At 52.6% G+C, this 17,350-nt stretch carries 21 protein-coding genes; 11 read left to right on the top strand and 10 right to left on the bottom strand.

What is annotated here, in order from left to right; genetic code table 11:
• The 4 genes from WEB54_RS13025 to WEB54_RS13040 all read left to right on the top strand — a co-directional run.
• Positions 1-284 (top strand): hypothetical protein (locus WEB54_RS13025; RefSeq protein ID WP_368056074.1); only part of this gene is annotated, 284 nt, incomplete at its 5' end.
• Between the two features lie 55 nt (positions 285-339).
• On the top strand, positions 340-1,305 hold the full coding sequence (locus WEB54_RS13030; RefSeq protein ID WP_368056076.1) for an ABC transporter substrate-binding protein: 966 nt from the start codon (positions 340-342) through the stop codon (positions 1,303-1,305).
• Between the two features lie 161 nt (positions 1,306-1,466).
• On the top strand, positions 1,467-2,504 hold the full coding sequence (locus WEB54_RS13035; protein WP_368056078.1) for an ABC transporter permease: 1,038 nt from the start codon (positions 1,467-1,469) through the stop codon (positions 2,502-2,504).
• 10 nt (positions 2,505-2,514) lie between these two features.
• Positions 2,515-3,573 (top strand): glycine betaine/L-proline ABC transporter ATP-binding protein, encoded by a 1,059-nt coding sequence (locus tag WEB54_RS13040; protein ID WP_368056080.1) that lies wholly within the window; start codon positions 2,515-2,517, stop codon positions 3,571-3,573.
• 123 nt (positions 3,574-3,696) lie between these two features.
• Here WEB54_RS13040 and trpA read toward each other — a convergent pair whose 3' ends face one another.
• Both trpA and trpB read right to left on the bottom strand, forming a co-directional pair.
• Positions 3,697-4,461 carry a tryptophan synthase subunit alpha gene (gene trpA / locus WEB54_RS13045; protein ID WP_368056082.1) on the bottom strand — a complete coding sequence of 255 codons (765 nt, stop codon included), beginning with the start codon at positions 4,459-4,461 and terminating at the stop codon, positions 3,697-3,699.
• On the bottom strand, positions 4,461-5,723 hold the full coding sequence (gene trpB, locus WEB54_RS13050) for a tryptophan synthase subunit beta (protein WP_368056084.1): 1,263 nt from the start codon (positions 5,721-5,723) through the stop codon (positions 4,461-4,463). Before trpB ends, trpA begins: the two co-directional genes overlap by 1 nt.
• Before the next feature lie 126 nt (positions 5,724-5,849).
• Between trpB and WEB54_RS13055 the strand changes: the two genes are divergently transcribed.
• The gene (locus WEB54_RS13055; RefSeq protein ID WP_368056086.1) at positions 5,850-6,323 is read left to right on the top strand and encodes a TetR/AcrR family transcriptional regulator; all 474 of its coding nucleotides are present in this window, start codon (positions 5,850-5,852) and stop codon (positions 6,321-6,323) included.
• A gap of 386 nt (positions 6,324-6,709) precedes the next feature.
• On the opposite strand, the gene WEB54_RS13060 is transcribed toward WEB54_RS13055, so the two are convergent.
• Positions 6,710-7,165, bottom strand: coding sequence for a CopD family protein (locus WEB54_RS13060; RefSeq protein ID WP_368056088.1), 456 nt, complete (start codon positions 7,163-7,165; stop codon positions 6,710-6,712).
• Between the two features lie 210 nt (positions 7,166-7,375).
• Here WEB54_RS13060 and WEB54_RS13065 point away from each other — a divergent pair, with 210 nt between their 5' ends.
• Positions 7,376-8,062 (top strand): pseudouridine synthase, encoded by a 687-nt coding sequence (locus WEB54_RS13065; RefSeq protein WP_368056089.1) that lies wholly within the window; start codon positions 7,376-7,378, stop codon positions 8,060-8,062.
• Positions 8,063-8,109: 47 nt separating this feature from the next.
• On the opposite strand, the gene WEB54_RS13070 is transcribed toward WEB54_RS13065, so the two are convergent.
• The 4 genes from WEB54_RS13070 to WEB54_RS13085 form a co-directional block, all read right to left on the bottom strand.
• Complete coding sequence (locus WEB54_RS13070; RefSeq protein ID WP_368056091.1) at positions 8,110-8,586, bottom strand: DUF1456 family protein; 477 nt, start codon at positions 8,584-8,586, stop codon at positions 8,110-8,112.
• Between the two features lie 202 nt (positions 8,587-8,788).
• Positions 8,789-9,541 (bottom strand): sulfite exporter TauE/SafE family protein, encoded by a 753-nt coding sequence (locus WEB54_RS13075; protein ID WP_368056093.1) that lies wholly within the window; start codon positions 9,539-9,541, stop codon positions 8,789-8,791.
• A 46-nt stretch (positions 9,542-9,587) separates the two neighbouring features.
• Positions 9,588-9,878, bottom strand: coding sequence for a DUF1330 domain-containing protein (locus WEB54_RS13080; RefSeq protein ID WP_368056095.1), 291 nt, complete (start codon positions 9,876-9,878; stop codon positions 9,588-9,590).
• A gap of 179 nt (positions 9,879-10,057) precedes the next feature.
• Complete coding sequence (locus tag WEB54_RS13085; RefSeq protein WP_368056097.1) at positions 10,058-10,975, bottom strand: LysR family transcriptional regulator; 918 nt, start codon at positions 10,973-10,975, stop codon at positions 10,058-10,060.
• A 103-nt stretch (positions 10,976-11,078) separates the two neighbouring features.
• On the opposite strand from WEB54_RS13085, the gene WEB54_RS13090 reads away from it, so the two are divergent.
• The gene (locus WEB54_RS13090; RefSeq protein ID WP_368056098.1) at positions 11,079-11,681 is read left to right on the top strand and encodes an FMN-dependent NADH-azoreductase; all 603 of its coding nucleotides are present in this window, start codon (positions 11,079-11,081) and stop codon (positions 11,679-11,681) included.
• 29 nt (positions 11,682-11,710) lie between these two features.
• On the opposite strand, the gene WEB54_RS13095 is transcribed toward WEB54_RS13090, so the two are convergent.
• Positions 11,711-12,637, bottom strand: a complete 927-nt coding sequence (locus WEB54_RS13095) for a LysR substrate-binding domain-containing protein (protein WP_368056099.1) — start codon at positions 12,635-12,637, stop codon at positions 11,711-11,713.
• 137 nt (positions 12,638-12,774) lie between these two features.
• Between WEB54_RS13095 and WEB54_RS13100 the strand changes: the two genes are divergently transcribed.
• Together WEB54_RS13100 and WEB54_RS13105 are read left to right on the top strand one after the other, a co-directional pair.
• Positions 12,775-13,416: an NAD(P)-dependent oxidoreductase gene (locus tag WEB54_RS13100; protein WP_368056101.1), complete on the top strand. Its 642-nt coding sequence runs from the start codon at positions 12,775-12,777 to the stop codon at positions 13,414-13,416.
• Positions 13,417-13,432: 16 nt separating this feature from the next.
• Positions 13,433-14,086 carry a DsbA family protein gene (locus tag WEB54_RS13105; RefSeq protein WP_368056102.1) on the top strand — a complete coding sequence of 218 codons (654 nt, stop codon included), beginning with the start codon at positions 13,433-13,435 and terminating at the stop codon, positions 14,084-14,086.
• A 220-nt stretch (positions 14,087-14,306) separates the two neighbouring features.
• Here the strand turns inward: WEB54_RS13105 and WEB54_RS13110 are convergent, their stop codons facing one another.
• Positions 14,307-14,969 carry an SDR family oxidoreductase gene (locus WEB54_RS13110; protein ID WP_368056104.1) on the bottom strand — a complete coding sequence of 221 codons (663 nt, stop codon included), beginning with the start codon at positions 14,967-14,969 and terminating at the stop codon, positions 14,307-14,309.
• A 181-nt stretch (positions 14,970-15,150) separates the two neighbouring features.
• Here WEB54_RS13110 and WEB54_RS13115 point away from each other — a divergent pair, with 181 nt between their 5' ends.
• Both WEB54_RS13115 and WEB54_RS13120 read left to right on the top strand, forming a co-directional pair.
• Positions 15,151-15,657 carry a hypothetical protein gene (locus WEB54_RS13115; RefSeq protein WP_368056106.1) on the top strand — a complete coding sequence of 169 codons (507 nt, stop codon included), beginning with the start codon at positions 15,151-15,153 and terminating at the stop codon, positions 15,655-15,657.
• 69 nt (positions 15,658-15,726) lie between these two features.
• A complete protein-coding gene (locus WEB54_RS13120; protein ID WP_368056108.1) occupies positions 15,727-16,140 on the top strand; it encodes a hypothetical protein in 414 nt (137 codons plus the stop codon).
• A gap of 390 nt (positions 16,141-16,530) precedes the next feature.
• Here WEB54_RS13120 and WEB54_RS13125 read toward each other — a convergent pair whose 3' ends face one another.
• Positions 16,531-17,271, bottom strand: coding sequence for a biosynthetic peptidoglycan transglycosylase (locus WEB54_RS13125; protein WP_368056110.1), 741 nt, complete (start codon positions 17,269-17,271; stop codon positions 16,531-16,533).
• Between the last annotated feature and the right edge of the window lie 79 nt (positions 17,272-17,350).

The raw sequence follows: 17,350 nt of genomic DNA on the forward strand, positions 1-17,350 counted from the left end.
TGGTCCACCTTGAAGCTACAGAGGCAAATCATTTGCTGGTTGCCAACCACTTGCAGACACTGGGTACGTTCATTGTTGCGGCCACCGCGCGAGCAACAAAGGCAACGCTCTGCAAGTGTTATACAGCACAGCAACATCCTTTCTGCCTCTCGATGTATCCGGCACCTGGCCGGCACTCTCCTTTCCTGCTCAATGTTCGGGACCATTTATTGGCGATCCGTATCGGTATTCATGACTGGCGGAACATCGCTCGTTTCCTGGCACCGCCGACGCGCGGCAACTGAGCAGCAGCGTTATTTCAACGCTGAATCTATAGTATGCAACACAGGAGTATTCCGCATGCGCAAATCAACGTTAGTAATGGCAGCCGGTGCGCTGTCAATGTCATCAGTCGCTTTTGCCGACTGTGGCGAAGTGTCCATTACCGAAATGGGCTGGGCTTCCAACGAAGTGGTGACCGGTGTCGCTTCCTTCTTAATGGAAGAAGGGTATGGCTGTGACGTTACTGTCGTCCCTTCCGACACCGTACCCGCAGTTACATCGGTGGCCGAAAACGGCGAGCCTGACATCGTGACCGAATTGTGGCTCAACTCTACCGGTGAAGTTTACAACCGTCTGGAAAAAGAAGGCCGCATTCAGCGCCTGGGTAAGGTACTGGAACCCGGTGGTGTTGAAGGCTGGTGGATTCCGACCTACCTGGCGGAAGAACACCCCGAGCTGACCACCATTGAAGGGGTAATGAACAACCCGGAACTGGTCGGTGGTCAATTTAATAACTGCCCGGATGGTTGGGGCTGCCGTGTAGTCAGTGACAACCTGATTCGCGCTCTGGATCTTGAGAGCAGCGGCATTGAGGTATTCAACCATGGTTCCGGTCAGACTTTGGCCTCTTCAATGGCATCTGCCTTCGAAGATGAAGAACCCTGGTTCGGTTACTATTGGGGGCCGACTGTACCGCTCGGTAAGTACGACATGACCCGTGTGGTTCTGGGCGAGGTGAATGAAGAAATTCACGCCCGCAATCAAAACCAGAATGCGGACAACCCGGGCGTATCGGATTTCCCGGCAGCACCAATTTTGACCGCCATTACAACAGACTTTCAGGAACGTGAACCGGAAGTGGCCGACATGCTCAGCCACCTGAGCTTCGAGACCGGCGTGATGAGCTCCATTCTAGCCTGGATGGATGAGAACAACGCCTCCGGCGAAGAAGCCACGGTCTATTATCTGCAAAACTATTCAGACAAATGGTCCGAGTGGCTGAACGATGAAGCACGGTCCAACCTGGCCAATCTGATTAACTAAAGGTTCGGATACAGACGAGTGCTTAACGGGGCGGCCATGCGCCGCCCCTTTCTCTTCTGAAAACGGCAAACGGGGCTGACTGAAAACCAGGGCAGAATCAATGGCTCACCGGGTTTTCAGACAGGTCTGTCTGCCTAAACACAAACGGGTAAGCAGCAATCATGGCAGTATACGATTCAGTGTTTTCCGGGCTCGGCCTGCAGGAATGGTGCGACAGCAGCGGGCAGGACGGCCCCATGTCGATGGCTGATCTGATGAACCAGAACAGCGGAGCAGATGAAAATGCGCAGGTATCGGTCTGGGATATTCCCTTTCCCTCAATGGATGCTCTCAACGAGGCCTGTGGTTCATTTCCCCAGTCGCGCAGTCTGACCAAAGGGCTGGAAGAAGGGTTTCTCGACGTCAAAGACTCAATGAGCATTGTCTTGGACCCGCTGACGCAACCACTGAGCTGGATGCTCGATGGCACACTCTACACCATGCTCGCCACACCCTGGTGGATTGTCATTCCCATGCTGTTGCTGGTGGTGAAACTGGTCACTCAGTCCTGGAAGCTGGTGGCCTTTGTCGGTGTTTGCCTGAGTGGCCTGGCGTTTATCGATCACTATGAATACGCGATGCAAACGCTGTCGATTATTTTTGTGTGCGCCTTTATCTGTGTATTGTTCGGCGTGCCCATCGGCATTGCGATGTCGCGCAGCAACACCATGCAGCGCCTGACAATACCGGTGCTCGACATGCTGCAAACTCTGCCTCCCTTTGTGTACCTGATTCCGCTGATCTTTCTGTTCAGTGTGACCGAATCAAAACTCTACGGGATTGCCATTATTCTGTATGCCATTGTTCCAGTCATTCGTCTGACTAATCTGGGTATACGCCTGGTCGACAAGGACATCATCGAGGCGGCCGACGCCTTTGGCATGACCGACCGGCAAAAACTCTACAAAGTTCAGATTCCGCTCGCATTGCCCAACATCATGGCCGGCGTAAACCAGACCATCATGATGAGTCTGGCCATGGTGGTTATCGCCTCGCTGGTGAGTGCACCCGGTCTCGGCGTACTGGTGCTGCGTGGTATCCGCAACCTGGAGCTGGGCGTTGGCCTAGTGGCCGGTCTGGGTATTGTGATTCTTGCGGTGGTTCTTGACCGGGTCACCAAAGCATCACTGGCGCGCATCGATTCGTCGAGAAAGGTCTGAGGGTAACAGTATGAGTGACAACGCAATCAGAATTTCAATTCGGGAACTGTACAAGGTTTTCGGCGATGACCCACAAAGTGCCCTAGAACGTGTAAAAGAAGGCATGAACAAGGCAGACCTGCTTGAACAGCACGGCCACGTGCTCGGGCTGCAAGACATCAATGTCGACATGCGTGAAGGCGAGATCACCGTCATTATGGGGCTTTCAGGGTCGGGCAAGTCGACACTGATCCGGCACCTCAACCGGTTGATTGAGCCGACGTCAGGCCGCATAGAAGTAGATGGCGACGATGTGCTTCACTATAGCGATCAGCGCTTGCGGGAATTGCGACGCCAGCACATGACCATGGTATTTCAGAAGTTTGCCTTGCTGCCACACTGGACTGTGCTGGACAACGCCGGGATGGCGCTCGCCACACGCGGCTTTGACCGCAGCGAGTACGAAGACGAAGCCACCAAGTGGCTGGCCCGGGTCGGACTCGAAGGTAACGAAAACCAGTACCCGCACGAATTGTCCGGTGGCATGCAGCAGCGCGTGGGCATCGCCCGGGCTCTGACATCAAACGCACCCATCATGCTGATGGACGAGGCCTTTTCAGCGCTCGATCCACTGATCAGAACCGACATGCAAGACCTGCTCATTGAATTGCAACGCGAGCTGAAGAAAACCGTCGTGTTCATTACACACGATCTCGACGAAGCACTCAAACTGGCGGATCACCTGGTCATTCTCAAGGAAGGCTATGTAGTGCAACAGGGTGAGCCACAGGAGATCCTGATGCAGCCGAACGATCCCTATATTGTCGACTTCATCAGCGACATTAACCGGGCTCGCGTGTTGCGCGTTCGGTCCGTTATGGACAAATCTCACGATATCGCAAACGACTGTGCCGGGGACGTCGACGCAGACGATAACCTGGAATCTGTCATCGCCCGTTCAGAAGGGGACACATCTTTTACATACCGGGTCATGCAGAACGGTGAACCGGTCGGCATGCTCAGCATGAAGCGGCTGGTACGTGCCCTGGTACCGACCGATGCCAGCCAGGAACGCAGCAACGTCCAATAAATTTAACGGCCGCTCCGGGTTATAGTCAACGTGGACACCCACCGCAATCTATAGAAGCAGACTATGAAAATCATACTCACAATAGTCAACTATTGTGCCTGCTCTATTAACTAGCTCTATTAACTACAGCAACTCAGCATCTTCAAGCAGTGTTTTCATCTTCCGGGCAGCAGCGTCACTGCCATCTTCCCGTTGCCATTCAATGTATTTCGAGCAAAATGCGGCCACTTCGGCGGTACCGGTTAATGCTTTCAGGTCGTCTGCCGACTGAATGCCAAAGCCTACCGCTAATGGCAGATCGGTGTAGTTGCGTATGCGTGCCACGTAGGCATGGAATACATCACCCCACTGAGTCTGCTTACCGGTGACGCCCATACGCGAGACCACATACACCATGCCACGTGCGCTGTTTGCAATACGCGCTACACGTTCGTCCGGGGTATTGGGCGTTACCATCAGAATTGGGGCCAAACCCAGTTCATCAAGCAATGGTATGTATGGCTCGAGTTGCTCCACCGGCATGTCCGGGATGATCATCCCTTTGAAGCCTGCAGCGGCCGCATCACGGAACAGCCGCTCCAGCCCATAGCGGTACAGCGGGTTCAGATAACTCATTAAAATAAAGCTGGCCTCCGGATGTTGCCTGGACACCTTCGCACACAGATCCAATGTGGCCCGAAGTGAGCCACCGTTTTTTAGAGCGTCGTAACAAGCGTTAACCAGGGTATGGCCGTCGGCCACCGGGTCACTGAACGGCACCTGGAGTTCGATCAGGTGCACGCCACTGGCGACCAGGCTGGCAATGGCTTGCTCATTTTCATCGAGCGAGGGAAAGCCCACCACGGCGTGAGACATCACCTGAAGTTTGTCATTCTGTTGCGGAAACATCAGCTGTTCTCCTTGGCGGTACCCATCAGTTGCTGACTGCGCTCAGCTTCTCGCTTTAAAAATTCCGGCCACTCCGGCTGTGGAAAGGCTCGGGCAATGTTGAAGATATCCTTGTCACCACGACCACTGAGGTTGATCACCAGCTGTTGATCGGGGTTCATCGACTTCGCTCTCTTGAAGCCACCGGCCAGGGCATGAGAACTTTCCAGAGCGGGAATGATGCCTTCGGTTTTCATCAGCAACTGGAAGGCTTCCATGACGTCGGTATCGGTCGCGCTTTCCGGGATCACACGACCGGTCTGCGATAGGTGCGCCAGAATGGGCGAGACACCAACGTAATCTAGCCCTGCCGCAATGGAGTGCGTTTCACCCAGTTGGCCGTCCTCATTCTGCAGGAAGAGTGTCTTGTAGCCCTGGGCAATTCCTGTTTCTGCGGTGTCGGGCAGCATACGAATGGAATGCTCGCCCTTGTTAAAACTCGTTCCTCCGGCTTCAACACCAACCAGAGCGACCTCTTTATCATCCAGAAAGGCGGAAAAGGCTCCCAGAGCATTCGACCCACCGCCGACGCAAGCCACCACTTCATCGGGCAGGCGGCCGATCTGCTGCATGGACTGCTCGCGCATCTCCTGCGAGATCACGCTTTGGAAGTAGGCCACCAGTTCAGGGAACGGTGCCGGGCCACAGGCTGTGCCGAGCACATAATGCGTGGTTTCGACAGAAGCAGCCCAATCGCGCAATGCTTCATCGAGCGCTTCTTTCAGAGTGCGAGCGCCGGTCTCAACACCAACCACGTCGGCGCCAAGTTGACGCATCCAGAACACGTTGGAATATTGTCGTTCAATGTCATCAGCGCCCATGTAGATGGTGGCCTGCAACCCCATACGCGCGGCCACTATGGCGGTCGCCAAACCGTGCTGGCCCGCGCCGGTTTCAGCAATAATCTGCTTCTTACCCATACGCTGAACCAACAGCCCCTGGCCCAGCGCATTATTCACCTTATGCGCCCCCGAGTGGTTCAGATCTTCACGTTTAAGCCAGATCTGAGCCCCACCCAGCTCTTTCGACAAGCGACGCAGCGGCGTAAGCGGCGTTGGGCGGCCACTGAATTCCTGACACAGGGTGACATACTCCTGCCAGAAGGATGGATCATCGCGCAGCGTGTTAAAGAGTGTTTCCAGCTCGGTTAATGCCGGCAGCAGAATTTCGGGAACGTAACGCCCCCCGAACTCGCCAAAGTAACCATTGTCACTGCGTATCATGGATGCCTCTCTTCGGTTGCAGACCGGCCAACCCGGTCTATGGCCCAGTAATGTACGTCACCTGGACTTTAACTAAACGGTTTAGTATAGTTTCAACCAATTATTCAAGGAATTCAAGACCCAACCATGGCGCAACATTCAAAAAAAGATCAGATAGCACAAGCAGCCCTGCCGTTGTTTCTTGAGCACGGCATCAAGGGGACTTCCGTAGATATGGTGGTTAAGGCCTCCGGCGTATCCAAACCCACCGTCTACAACCACTTTCAGGATAAAAGCCATCTGCTGAGGTATGTCGTAGAGTGTTGGCTGCAGGCACAACCCACCCCGGTTTTCCAGGCAAAGTCAGCAGTTGCTCTCATTAAAGAAATGAACAAACACTGGTTTTCAGCCGAAGCCTGCCGCCTCTATGGACTTTGCTTTGGCGAAGGAGCGCGCGCGCCAAGCGCGGTAAAACTGTTTCTGGAACAATACGACCAACCTTGGCGAGCAGCACTTAAAGAACGAAGTGAGACACTGAACCTCGCGACCGATCCGCTTCAGGCAACCGCCAGCCACCGTCTATTGGCGAGTCTTATAGAACCGTTACTGACGACGCGGTAATACTTCTACAGTTTACAATCACATCCCCTACCCCCACCTGAAACGAAAAATTTTTCTTGCTTTCGGCTACTGGGTGCGCCAACGAACAGACCTGACCAAACCGGTCGCCTAAAGTTAACCAAGATGAGGCAAAGGAGCAAAAGGGAAACGCCTAAACTGGAAGTTACATCGCGCGCCACAGGGACGACGGCGCAAGCCCAATTTTGGATAGGTTAAAAGGATGAATTACTTATGAATAATATCGTCTACATTGTCGGTGCTATCGTTATCGTTTTGGCGATTCTTTCTTTTCTTGGATTTCGTTAAGACGTCAACGCTGCTTCCGGCGGAACCGTTGCACAGCCCGAGATCAGAACGAATATAACGGGTATCAGCTTACGACGGGCTTACAGATACCCCCCGCCGGCACCGATAGCCACCACGATAAGCCCAAGAATCAGATTGATGCCCACCAGCTTGCGGATCTGCCCCACTTGGCGACCGCCCTCCTGTGGATTCTGGTTGGCAACGGCCTGTTTCAGCCTCCGAAAGGGGGCAAAATAGACGTGCAAATAAAGCAGGATCATCACAATCCCCAGCCCCTGCATAACGTGGATATGCCAGCCAGCACCCGCCATGCCACCGAACACGCTGAAGAGCATCCAGTAGCCTGTTACCAGTAACAGGATCACGGCCGCCCAAACCCACCGGAAAAACCGGGACAAGGTGTGACACCAGAGTACACCCCGCTGCGACTCATTAACCACCTCGACCACTGCAGGCCGCATGGCCATATAGGCGAAAAACATGCCGCCAACCCAGATCACGGCAGAGAGAACATGCAGTGCGATAGCAAGACTCATAAAACGACTCCTGGATAGAAATACGTGTGATCAGCATAAGCTTTTAATGACTTCATGTCGCCGAGTCACCAGAGTGACTTTGATCTGGCCCACTTGAACATTTAGCTAACGCACAATCCAGTGAGTTCAACCAGGACCAAACCATATAACGACGGCTGATACCTTGTTAACATAGACTTATGAACCGCCTCATTCCTGATTATCGAGCCTATGCAACCTCAAGCTGACCCCTTTATTGCCCCGGCCTGTACCGGATCGATACAGATACTGTACCAGGATGACTCTATCCTGCTCATCAGCAAACCCTCCGGGCTACTCAGCCTGTCGGGTAAGCACCCTCTGAATAAAGACTCCGTGCATTTTCGTCTGGTACAGGATTTTCCCGATGCTCGCCTGTTGCACCGACTCGACCTGGGTACATCCGGCATCATGTTGGTAGCACTCAATAAGCGCATCAACGGCTTGCTGACCAAACAGTTTCAAGAAAAGAGCGTCAGCAAAACCTATACGGCTCTATTGCAGGGCCATGTAGCACCTGCTTTTGGCCAGATCACCGCACCGATCGCCAAAGGCGAGTTTCCACTTCAGAAAATTTGCGATGAGACAGGAAAGCCAGCCTGTACCGAGTACGAACTGCTTGGCCATGAATTTGTGCTCGATGAGCGCGGTGCCAAAACACCCAGTACCCGGGTATTGTTCACGCCACTGACAGGACGTACCCACCAATTGCGCATTCACAGCCGCGAACTGGGCCACCCCATCCTGGGCTGTGATTTATACGCCAATGATGCGGCGTACTTCCTTGCCAGCCGGCTCATGCTCCACGCTACATCACTGAACTTTAGCCACCCGTTAACTGATGAGCGTGTTAGCGTGCAGTGCCCTTGTCCGTTTTAACCTGGAAGCGCTGACATCGGGCGAGCTTGCAGCCTTTACCCGGATACCTATTCTGAACCGCTATCTTCTGGTCGTAACTGAAACTGAACGCCCAGTAGAAAATTGCGCAGCACCTGATCTTTGCACTCCCGATAATTCGAACTTTCCGGCTTTCGGAAAAAAGCACTTAACTCATGCTGGCTTAAATGGACATCTACCAGCTTTAAAATGTCCAGAATGTCATCGGCCTTCAAATTCAAGGCAATTCGAAGCTTCTGGAAAACCTTATTATTATTTAAACGATTTTCCGGCTCTGGCTGCTGACCATCACGTTTACCACGCTTAAAATTAATGAAGCCATTCAGAAACACAGCCAGTTCTTTATCTGTCATCTTGATAAATTCACTGTCATCGTCTTTTTTTAGCCAGCCAACAACCTGATCTTCTGTTGCCTTGAAATCGGCTAGGGCGAAAATCTCGATCATTGTTCGGTCTTTCAGATCGAAGGTATAACGTATACGTCTTAAAATATCATTATTGGTCACAATACAATTCCTGGGGCTGGGTAAGCTGATAGCATAAACACGAATATTGGAACGCTCTCTATACTAGCACAAGCCTGCTCTATATCCTCCGTCGATGATAAGAACTCACAGGAAAATAAGATGAGATCATGTAGCAATGGCACTGACCCTTTTGATTGATTGAAGCGTGCATGCACTATTAGCATTTTTTCTCTACCTATGCCTAGTAAAATACCCGTAGTGAGCTGGCAATGATGTAGGTGCCGAGAATAAAAAGGGAAACAAAAAATACGGTTCGGAACGTCTGTTCGGACAAGCGGTTCCGGATTCTTTGCCCGAGAATCATACCTGCGATCGCGGGTATCACCGCGGCGACAGAGATTGCACCGCTCTGAAGTGTCAGAAAATTGGATTGCTGCAACGCCGCTGCCAGGGCTACGGTGGAGACGGTAAACAGCATGCCCATAGCCTGAATCAGCATGTTTCGCGGAAGCCCTATAGCCTGCAAAAACATCACACCAGGCACGACGAATGATCCAGTCATACCGGTGAGGACGCCGTTCGCAACACCAAATAATGGTCCTGCCCAGCGCTCTTGACGGCTTGATATGACCATTCGGAAACCAACCAGATTCACAACTGAATAAGTAATCAGCAACCCACCAAGCAGAGCTGTCAATAATAAGAGGTCGATGCGGGTGAGCGCGGCCGCGCCGATCCAGACAGTGATTGTGGCCATCGCAAGAAATGGCCAAAGCCGAACCAGGATTGCCCTGGCGCTTCCACCAACAACAGACTGCCAAATGTTCGTAACGAAGGAAGGGACGAGCAGCAGCGCCATCGCCGTGGGCAGATCCATAGCAACGGCAAGAAAGGCAAGGCTAACTGACGGAAGACCGAGGCCTATCACGCCTTTAACAGCCCCTGCCACCAGAAACGTACCCGCAATGATCAGCAGGGATGAGGCGTCAAGCATATTCGGCTGGCTTATCGTTCATAAGTTCCTTAAGACTCATTCTAAGTCAGTTGCCCTCTATAATGAACAACGTACATTCGGCATTATCAGTGCGTTTTGGTTTCACCGGGGCGTATTCTTCTGAATCCACAAACGCCTGGGCACTTTGCATGTCTGGAAATTCAATAATGACAATCCGGGAGGGAGACCAGAGCTCTGCTTCTCTAACATCCATCGCGCCCCCTCTTGCCCGATAAACACCACCAAATTTTTCCGCGATCGGCTTTGCCAGTTGTTTGTACTCTTCGTAAGCAGCTTCATTTTTGATTTTGGTATCTACTACTAAAAATGCGCTCATTTTAAAAACTCCGGTATTTTGTGTGTGACTATTGTGTCCTACCAGGCCACACCGATAGCCACCACAATAAGCCAAACCTCAGCTCTTTGGCAGCTTTTTGGGACACCCATCCGAGCAAGGGCTCATGTGAGTGTCCATTCAAGCCGCCATTTAAGCCGTGTGTCCTTTAAGCCTGACGGTTAGCGTTCCTGTGGTTGGGTCAAGCTGCCTGGACAGCGGGCCGTTGCCTTTGTCAGGAGGGCGTTCAATCGCTGAGCACCCGGGCCGATACTGTCCGGGTCGGTGTTAACACGGTACAGCATGGCCCAACGTTCCTGTCCCACTGTCAATGGCAAGGGTCGTAGTGCGCCACTGTGCAGTTCTTCGCGCACCATTTCCTCCGCAAACCAGGCGAAACCCAGCCCCATGCAGGCGGCCCGAATGGAGGTGGCTTTGTTGCTGACCGTCCAGCGCTCTTCGGTCAATTCATGCGCGCCTGGGCTCTCTCGCCGGGTGCCGCTGTCGCGAATGATCAAATGCCGATGACCTCGCAAGTCTTCATGAGTAAGCGGCCGACCCAGGTGATGCAGCGGATGTTCAGGGGCCGCCATGGCGACCAGACGAACGCGCATAAACGGGTCGCCAACAAACCCGGGCGGCACCCGCGAGCAAATGGCCAGATCGACCTGACCATTTTTCAACAGCTCTTCGCCACCCCCCAGAACGGTTTCGAACAGCTCGATTCGGGTTTCGGGAAAGTCGACCGCGAACTCATCCAAACACTGCAACAACAACCAGGTGGGGAACACGATTTCGACACCAAGGTTCAATTGGGCTTCGACGCCCCTGGATAATCGAGACGCGGTGAACTCCAGCCGCTCGGCCTCGGCCACCAAGTGGCGGCCGCGTCGGTACAGAACCTCACCCTCCGGGGTCAACACCGCCCGGCGCCCCTCGACACGGAACACATCGACCTGCAACAAGGCTTCAATGCGCTGTACGGCGTAGCTGACGGTGGATTGCGATTTGTGTAACGCCTCGGCAGCGGCGGCATAGCTGCCACTCTCTACCACGCCGACCAAGGCACGCCATTGATCCAGAGAAATCTTGGGACTCATATTCATCGACCAGTTCGATTGGTTATCCCGAAACTTTCCGCTTTTTTATCGATTTATTCAAGTGTTAAATAACCCCACTTTCAACCGACTCAGGAATCAGATCATGACCCACGTTTTGCAACTCAATAACAGCATCTTTGGCGATCAGGGCCAATCTTCCCAACTGGCGAGCCGCTTTCTACAACGGATCAAAACCACCGACACCGAGGTCAGTGTTACCGAAAGAGACCTGGTGCAGTCGCCGGTGCCCCACCTGACCGGGACTCGCTTCCAAGCCGGTTTGACCGCACCCGAAGCGCGCACGGAACAACAGGCCCAGGAAGCCAAACTGGCTGACACCGTTATTGAGGAACTGGAAGCGGCGGACGTGCTGTTGATCACCGCGCCGGTATATAACTTCAACATCACATCCACTCTAAAAGCCTGGTTCGACCACGTCGCCCGTGCTGGCCGGACCTTCCAATACACCGAAACAGGACCGCAAGGGTTACTGCGCGATAAAACCGCCTATGTCTTTATCACCAGCGGCGGACAATACGCCGATACCGACCTGGATTTCCAGGCGCCCTATATCAAACACATGCTCGGCTTTATCGGCATTACAGACGTTCATATCATCCGCGCCGAAGGCCTCGCCATGGGCGACCAAGCGATCAACGATGCGTTGGCGACGGCCCATCAGAGTATCGCGCGGCTGGTAGCGTAAGCCCCCATACCAGCCGATCATGCGGCCCGCTAAGAAGACCTTGGCGCCGTTTTTAGCTCTTCTAAGTATTGCCGGTAAAAGTCGATAAAGCTCCGGACTTTTGCCGACACCTGCCGTCCGGGGGGATACACCGCATAAATGCCTGCGGACGGCAAAGACCATTCCGGCAGCAGACGGATCAGCCGTTTCGAGCTGATTCCCTCCTGCGCATTGAACTGGTCCAGCACAGAAACACCGACATGATGCTGGAGCAGCGAACACAGCGCTCCTGGCGAGTCGACACGGAAGCGCGACTTAACGTGTATGGTTTTCGCTTCCCCCGTGTTGCCAGAGAACTTCCACGTGAAAGGCGTTGGAAGCAGCGTAAGCGCGACCCAATCGAAATTCACCAGATCTTCCGGAGTATTCGGGTGCTTGACACGCCGCAGGTAGCTTGGTGACGCGACGACATACTGCTCAAATTCGCCGAGTTTCACCGCGCGAAACGACGAATCCGGAAGCCAGCCGAGGCGAATGGCAACGTCAATCCCTTCTTCGAGCAAATCGACCACGCGGTCACTCGTGCGCAGGTCTACCGCGAGATGAGGGTGATGCTGCGTAAATAGAGCTATAGCAGGGGCAAGTATCGATGCTGCATGATCGACTGTGCTGCTGATTCGAAGCGTGCCTGCAAGATCCTCCTTGTCGGACCCGGCGCGCTCAATGGCTTCTGTCAGCCCATGCAGTAACGGCTGGCATTCTTCGTACAGTGCCTGCCCAGCATCGGTTAATACCACCTTGCGGGTAGTGCGGCTAAAGAGTGCAATGCCTAATTTGGATTCAAGCCGCCCGATTTCGACGCTGACTTTGGCCGTAGCAACGCCAAGACGCTCCGCAGCGGCGGTGAATCCACCCGTCTCCGCCACAGCCTCGAACACCAGCAAGTCATTCAGATCAATTTTTCCTGGGAGCGTCATAAATCGCCTTATCATTAAGAAATCAATAAAAGTTAATTATGAATTGATCCGTTTTTCCATTCAATTGATTGTGTGATGATGCTTCCCATCGGCAGGCTGAGATTAGCCGCCATCCTTGATCACTACTACGGAGAAATATGATGAAAGTTGCCATTATTGGTGCTACCGGTTTTGTCGGCTCAGCCTTGCTGAAGGAAGCTGTCACTCGCGATCACGAGATTACCGCACTGGTGTCGAACCCGAGCAAAGTCCCTACTTCCGACAAAGTTACTGCTTCGCAGGTTGATGTACTGGTACAAGACAGCCTGACCGATAAGCTGAAGGGCCACGACGCCGTGATCAGCGCGTTCAGCGGCCATGCGCAAACAGACGTGCTCGGCTATTACGTCACGGGTATCCAATCCATCATTTCAGCCGCCAAAGCGGCAGGCGTTCCCAGGCTACTGGTCGTCGGTGGCGCAGGTGGCCTGGAAGTCGCGCCGGGTGTCGAGCTTATCGATACTCCGCAATTCCCGGTCGAGTGGAAAGGTACCGCAGAAGGGGCGCGCCAGGCACTCAACCTGCTGCGCAAGGAGCAGGAATTGGACTGGACCGTATTGGCTCCATCAGCTTACCTTGAACCTGGCGAGCGCACCGGCACGTTCCGCCTCGGCACGGACCAGTTGTTGGCTGATGAGAGCGGAAAAAGCCATATTTCTCTTGCAGACTACGCCGTTGCAATGATTGATGAACTGGAACAGCCAGCGCATTCACGTAGCCGTTTCACGGTTGGTTATTGAGCCACGGAGACTAAAAATGGAAAAGGTAATTCATTACCTCTATGACCCTCTTTGCGGATGGTGCTATGCCGCAGAGGCGCTGGCCGAAGCGGTGAGCGGCCAGTTTGAAGTCAGACTGCATGCAGGCGGGTTGTTTGACAGGACTCGTCTATCGGATGCCAAACGTGCGCACATCCGGATCGCTGATGCCCGTATTGGTGAAATGACTGGCCAAGAGTTCAGTGAAGCGTATCTGAACGGTCTGCTGAACGACCCAGAGACGATCTACGATTCAGCAATGCCGATTCGCGGTGTGCTGGCCGCCGAGGCGGTCAAGCCGGGCAGCGGTCTGCCCATGCTCAAAGCGCTACAGCGAGCACACTACCGCAACGGTATGCGCATTGTAGAAATGCCGACGATCATCAAGGTGGCCGAATCCATCGGCCTGGACACGGCTCAGTTTACCGTGGCGTTTGAAGAGACAAATGGTGGCTTGCTGGCCAGACATCTGGAAAGCTCGCACAGACTAATGTCCGAAGTGGGTGCGCGCGGCTATCCAACATTTGTTGCGCAGGTAGGTGAGCGTTTCGAGGTGTTGCCACACGACCGTTTCTACGGAATGCAGAAGGGTTCGCCGAACTGGTGTCAGGCATTCTTGGCAAGGCTTAGCCCTCCAACCCCAACTCATTAATACAAGCTATCGGGAATTAGTTCTTGATAGCTTCCTAATGTGAGTGTCTCGATAGTCTTATCTCAAACCATTTATCGCCGGCGTGAGTTCCAGCATGAGCAATATTGCCGGGACCGCCATTGGGGTTGGTACCGGAATCGGCGTAGCAAGAACGACAAACAGTAGCACCGGTGGCTGGGTGGCCGGTCGCCTGGCGGGTGGCCTGACAGCAGCAGCCTTTTCACCACGGCAATGTATCACCGTTGCTGTGCCAGAAAGAACCGGAGTTCTCCAGCGTCAGACCATCAATTCGTGCAGCAAGGCCAGTTGCGGCTTCCTCCGGAGTGATCATGCCGCCGAAATTCACCATACGGGTTTTAACATACCCCGGGTGCAGCAAAGCCACCGCAATGCCTCTGGGTTTCAGATCAACCGACAACGATTTGCCAAAAGCATTCAGAGCCGCTTTCGATGCCCGGTAGCCATAGCGACCGCCTGAATCATTATCGGCAATGGATCCCATCCGGCTGGTGATCAGCGCAATCTTTCCACCCGTACCCATGTTCGGTAACAGAGCCTCAGTGACACGCAACGGCGCGTAAGCGTTGATTTCCATCTGGCTGCGAATCGAGTCGACGTCGATGCTACCGAGCTGCTCATCCTGCATCATACCGGCATTGTTGATCAGCAACGCAATCGGTTCACCGACAACAGCTGACACCAGTGTCTCAATGCCCTTTTCATCACTAACATCGATGCCTTTTACGACCGTTTTTGCCACCGCATCCAGTTCCTGAGATGACTGACGACACACGCCAATGACCTGCCAGCCATTGCTGGCATAGTGGCGCGCAAGTTCCAGACCAATACCCCGATTAGCGCCGGTAATCAGTACCTGTTTCATAGCGAGACTCCTCTGTTGTCTTTCAATTGAAGCCTTTTAACCTAACGAATGTTGCCTCCGGTTACCAGTGTCGTAAGCCAGTTCAGAGAGACAGTGGACACCCACATGAAGGGTTGACGCACCAGAGGCTATCCAGTACTTTATCCAGCACTATTAAAACGGGCCGTCAGGGTTAGACACTATGCCACGTTCAAGGAAAAGCCAGATCGCCCTGGAGGCAACTCCTTACTACCACTGCACCTCCCGGTGTGTGCGCCGCGCCTTCCTGTGCGGCCGTGACCCGCATTCCGGCAATGACTACGAACACCGGCGTGGCTGGATTAAAAACCGGATAATGGATCTGGCCAGGGTTTACGCACTCGATGTTTGTGCCTATTCCGTCATGTCCAACCATTACCACGTAGTGCTTCACATCAACGCCGAGAAAGCTAAAGCCTGGTCGGATACCGAAGTCATCCAACGCTGGCACAGCCTATATGCTGGTAACTTTCTCAGTCATGAGTATTTAGCCGGAAAAGACCTGTATGAAGAGCAACTCAACGTTATCTCAGAGCGGATAACAGAGTGGCGTGAGCGTCTGATGTCGATCAGCTGGTTCATGAAAGCCCTGAATGAAGACATCGCCCGGCAAGCCAACGCTGAAGACGGGTGCACTGGCCGTTTTTGGGAAGCAAGATTCAAATCCTAGGCCTTACTGGATGAAACCGCACTGACAACCTGCCTGGCCTATGTGGACCTGAACCCTGTCCGGGCTTGTATGGCCGATACCCCAGAAGCGTCAGAATACACCTCGGCCAAGCAGCGGATCGAGACCGCCAAAGAAGAACCGAAAGCTACCGAACCAAAACAGCCAACACCGTTGTTTCCGTTTGTTGGCTACCCTCGCCAGAATATGCCAGAAGGCTTGCCCTTTCGGTTACAAGATTACCTGGAACTACTCGACTGGACCGGCCGACAAATCCGCAGCGACAAACGCGGAAACATCACACAGACCCTTCCGCCCATTCTCGAACGCCTTAATATCGATGTTGAACACTGGGTCTATAACACTCAGCACTTTGAAAGCCAGTTTAAAGGGTTGGTTGGCACTGCAATCTCAATAAAAGCAAAGTGTCAGCAGTTCGGTTATCGGCGAACACCCCGATTAGCATTGGCTGCCCAACCTACCTAACCAAAACCTTCCTTACTATACAATTCACAGGGCTGCCTGAGGCACTTGCGTGCCTGAAAATCGCGAAAATCAGCCAATTTTCCCTAAATTACCAGACTGACGTGAATCGGTAGTGCCGTTTTGCAAACTACTGATTCAATGCATGGGCTGCTCTCTTTTTCTCTACTATGGTGCCTGTCCTATGAGGTCCTTCATCAGGGCCCAGGAGTGAACTTTAAAATCACTCCTAACCAGTAGGCCGGATATATGTCAGCACGACTGCTCTATCATTGAGATGAACGGTAAAGGCAGTGCAATAGAAGAAGCTTAGAGCCAGACCAAAATCTGGCTTAACGGATTACTGTGGCTTGACAGGTGTCGGGCGTCCATATATGTCCATATAAGTATTTGTCACGCATGTACGCCCCTAGATAATTCTAGTAATTCAGATTGGTCTGCTGTGATTTTTCCGTTTTCAACCGCTTCAATATATAAGTCAACAAGGCTTTTTATATCATCAGTACTCAGCAACCCTTTATCTTTTGCATGCCGAACAGTTTCAATTATTTTGTTTACTAGCAGTTTAGATCGAATATTACTCACTCTTTCAATAAGGAAAAATGCTTGTGCGTTAGTTGGGCTGCTAACAATTTCCCCCCAGAAATGATCCATAGCTTCGACAATACCAAACCGTTGTCGCTCGTAACGGACGGAAGAAATGTAAATATCAAGAATTAAATCTTTACTAAATACATTTGTCATCCAAGGCGCTAGGGCCAGCTCAATAAATTTACGTCGTTTTGTTTTTCTTAAATCCGTTATGAATAGAGTTCTAGTAAGCTGCTGTACGATGGTTGACCCTCCTGATCTTGACTTTATCCCCAATACTCCCAATATACTCCTCGCAATTGACTTATAACTAATCCCTGCGTGGTTATGGAAATCTTTGTCTTCGATAAAAACAAGAAATCTCTTAATGTTCTTTGTAGAAACTTTAAGTCTATTAGTCTCGTATACTGCTAGCTTGGCACGGTAAATGATGTACTCAGTATTCTCAGTTAGCTGTAAGCCTATATTCCTAGACACAAACTTATAGAATATGAGTCGAGAGGTTTCGTGAGTATCAAGCAAAGATGACCGATAGACTATCATCGCAAGGATAAGCCAAGAAAATGCGTAAGCGCCAATAAATCAGCCCCTTGACTCCCCCCAACTTAGTCACCTCTACTCC

It is taken from the genome of Saccharospirillum sp., from assembly GCF_040881935.1.
Taxonomy (GTDB): Bacteria; Pseudomonadota; Gammaproteobacteria; order Pseudomonadales; family Natronospirillaceae; genus Saccharospirillum.

Bases quoted from the DNA above. Each gene is read 5' to 3' on its own strand.
- WEB54_RS13080 (WP_368056095.1), bottom strand. From the start codon at position 9,878: ATGAGCGCATTTTTAGTAGTAGATACCAAAATCAAAAATGAAGCTGCT.
- WEB54_RS13040 (WP_368056080.1), top strand. From the start codon at position 2,515: ATGAGTGACAACGCAATCAGAATTTCAATTCGGGAACTGTACAAGGTT.
- WEB54_RS13120 (WP_368056108.1), top strand. From the start codon at position 15,727: ATGGCCGATACCCCAGAAGCGTCAGAATACACCTCGGCCAAGCAGCGG.
- WEB54_RS13105 (WP_368056102.1), top strand. From the start codon at position 13,433: ATGGAAAAGGTAATTCATTACCTCTATGACCCTCTTTGCGGATGGTGC.
- WEB54_RS13110 (WP_368056104.1), bottom strand. From the start codon at position 14,969: ATGAAACAGGTACTGATTACCGGCGCTAATCGGGGTATTGGTCTGGAA.
- WEB54_RS13035 (WP_368056078.1), top strand. From the start codon at position 1,467: ATGGCAGTATACGATTCAGTGTTTTCCGGGCTCGGCCTGCAGGAATGG.
- WEB54_RS13030 (WP_368056076.1), top strand. From the start codon at position 340: ATGCGCAAATCAACGTTAGTAATGGCAGCCGGTGCGCTGTCAATGTCA.
- WEB54_RS13060 (WP_368056088.1), bottom strand. From the start codon at position 7,165: ATGAGTCTTGCTATCGCACTGCATGTTCTCTCTGCCGTGATCTGGGTT.
- WEB54_RS13085 (WP_368056097.1), bottom strand. From the start codon at position 10,975: ATGAGTCCCAAGATTTCTCTGGATCAATGGCGTGCCTTGGTCGGCGTG.
- WEB54_RS13125 (WP_368056110.1), bottom strand. From the start codon at position 17,271: ATGATAGTCTATCGGTCATCTTTGCTTGATACTCACGAAACCTCTCGA.
- WEB54_RS13095 (WP_368056099.1), bottom strand. From the start codon at position 12,637: ATGACGCTCCCAGGAAAAATTGATCTGAATGACTTGCTGGTGTTCGAG.
- WEB54_RS13115 (WP_368056106.1), top strand. From the start codon at position 15,151: ATGCCACGTTCAAGGAAAAGCCAGATCGCCCTGGAGGCAACTCCTTAC.
- WEB54_RS13055 (WP_368056086.1), top strand. From the start codon at position 5,850: ATGGCGCAACATTCAAAAAAAGATCAGATAGCACAAGCAGCCCTGCCG.
- WEB54_RS13100 (WP_368056101.1), top strand. From the start codon at position 12,775: ATGATGAAAGTTGCCATTATTGGTGCTACCGGTTTTGTCGGCTCAGCC.
- WEB54_RS13090 (WP_368056098.1), top strand. From the start codon at position 11,079: ATGACCCACGTTTTGCAACTCAATAACAGCATCTTTGGCGATCAGGGC.
- WEB54_RS13075 (WP_368056093.1), bottom strand. From the start codon at position 9,541: ATGCTTGACGCCTCATCCCTGCTGATCATTGCGGGTACGTTTCTGGTG.
- trpB (WP_368056084.1), bottom strand. From the start codon at position 5,723: ATGATACGCAGTGACAATGGTTACTTTGGCGAGTTCGGGGGGCGTTAC.
- WEB54_RS13065 (WP_368056089.1), top strand. From the start codon at position 7,376: ATGCAACCTCAAGCTGACCCCTTTATTGCCCCGGCCTGTACCGGATCG.
- trpA (WP_368056082.1), bottom strand. From the start codon at position 4,461: ATGTTTCCGCAACAGAATGACAAACTTCAGGTGATGTCTCACGCCGTG.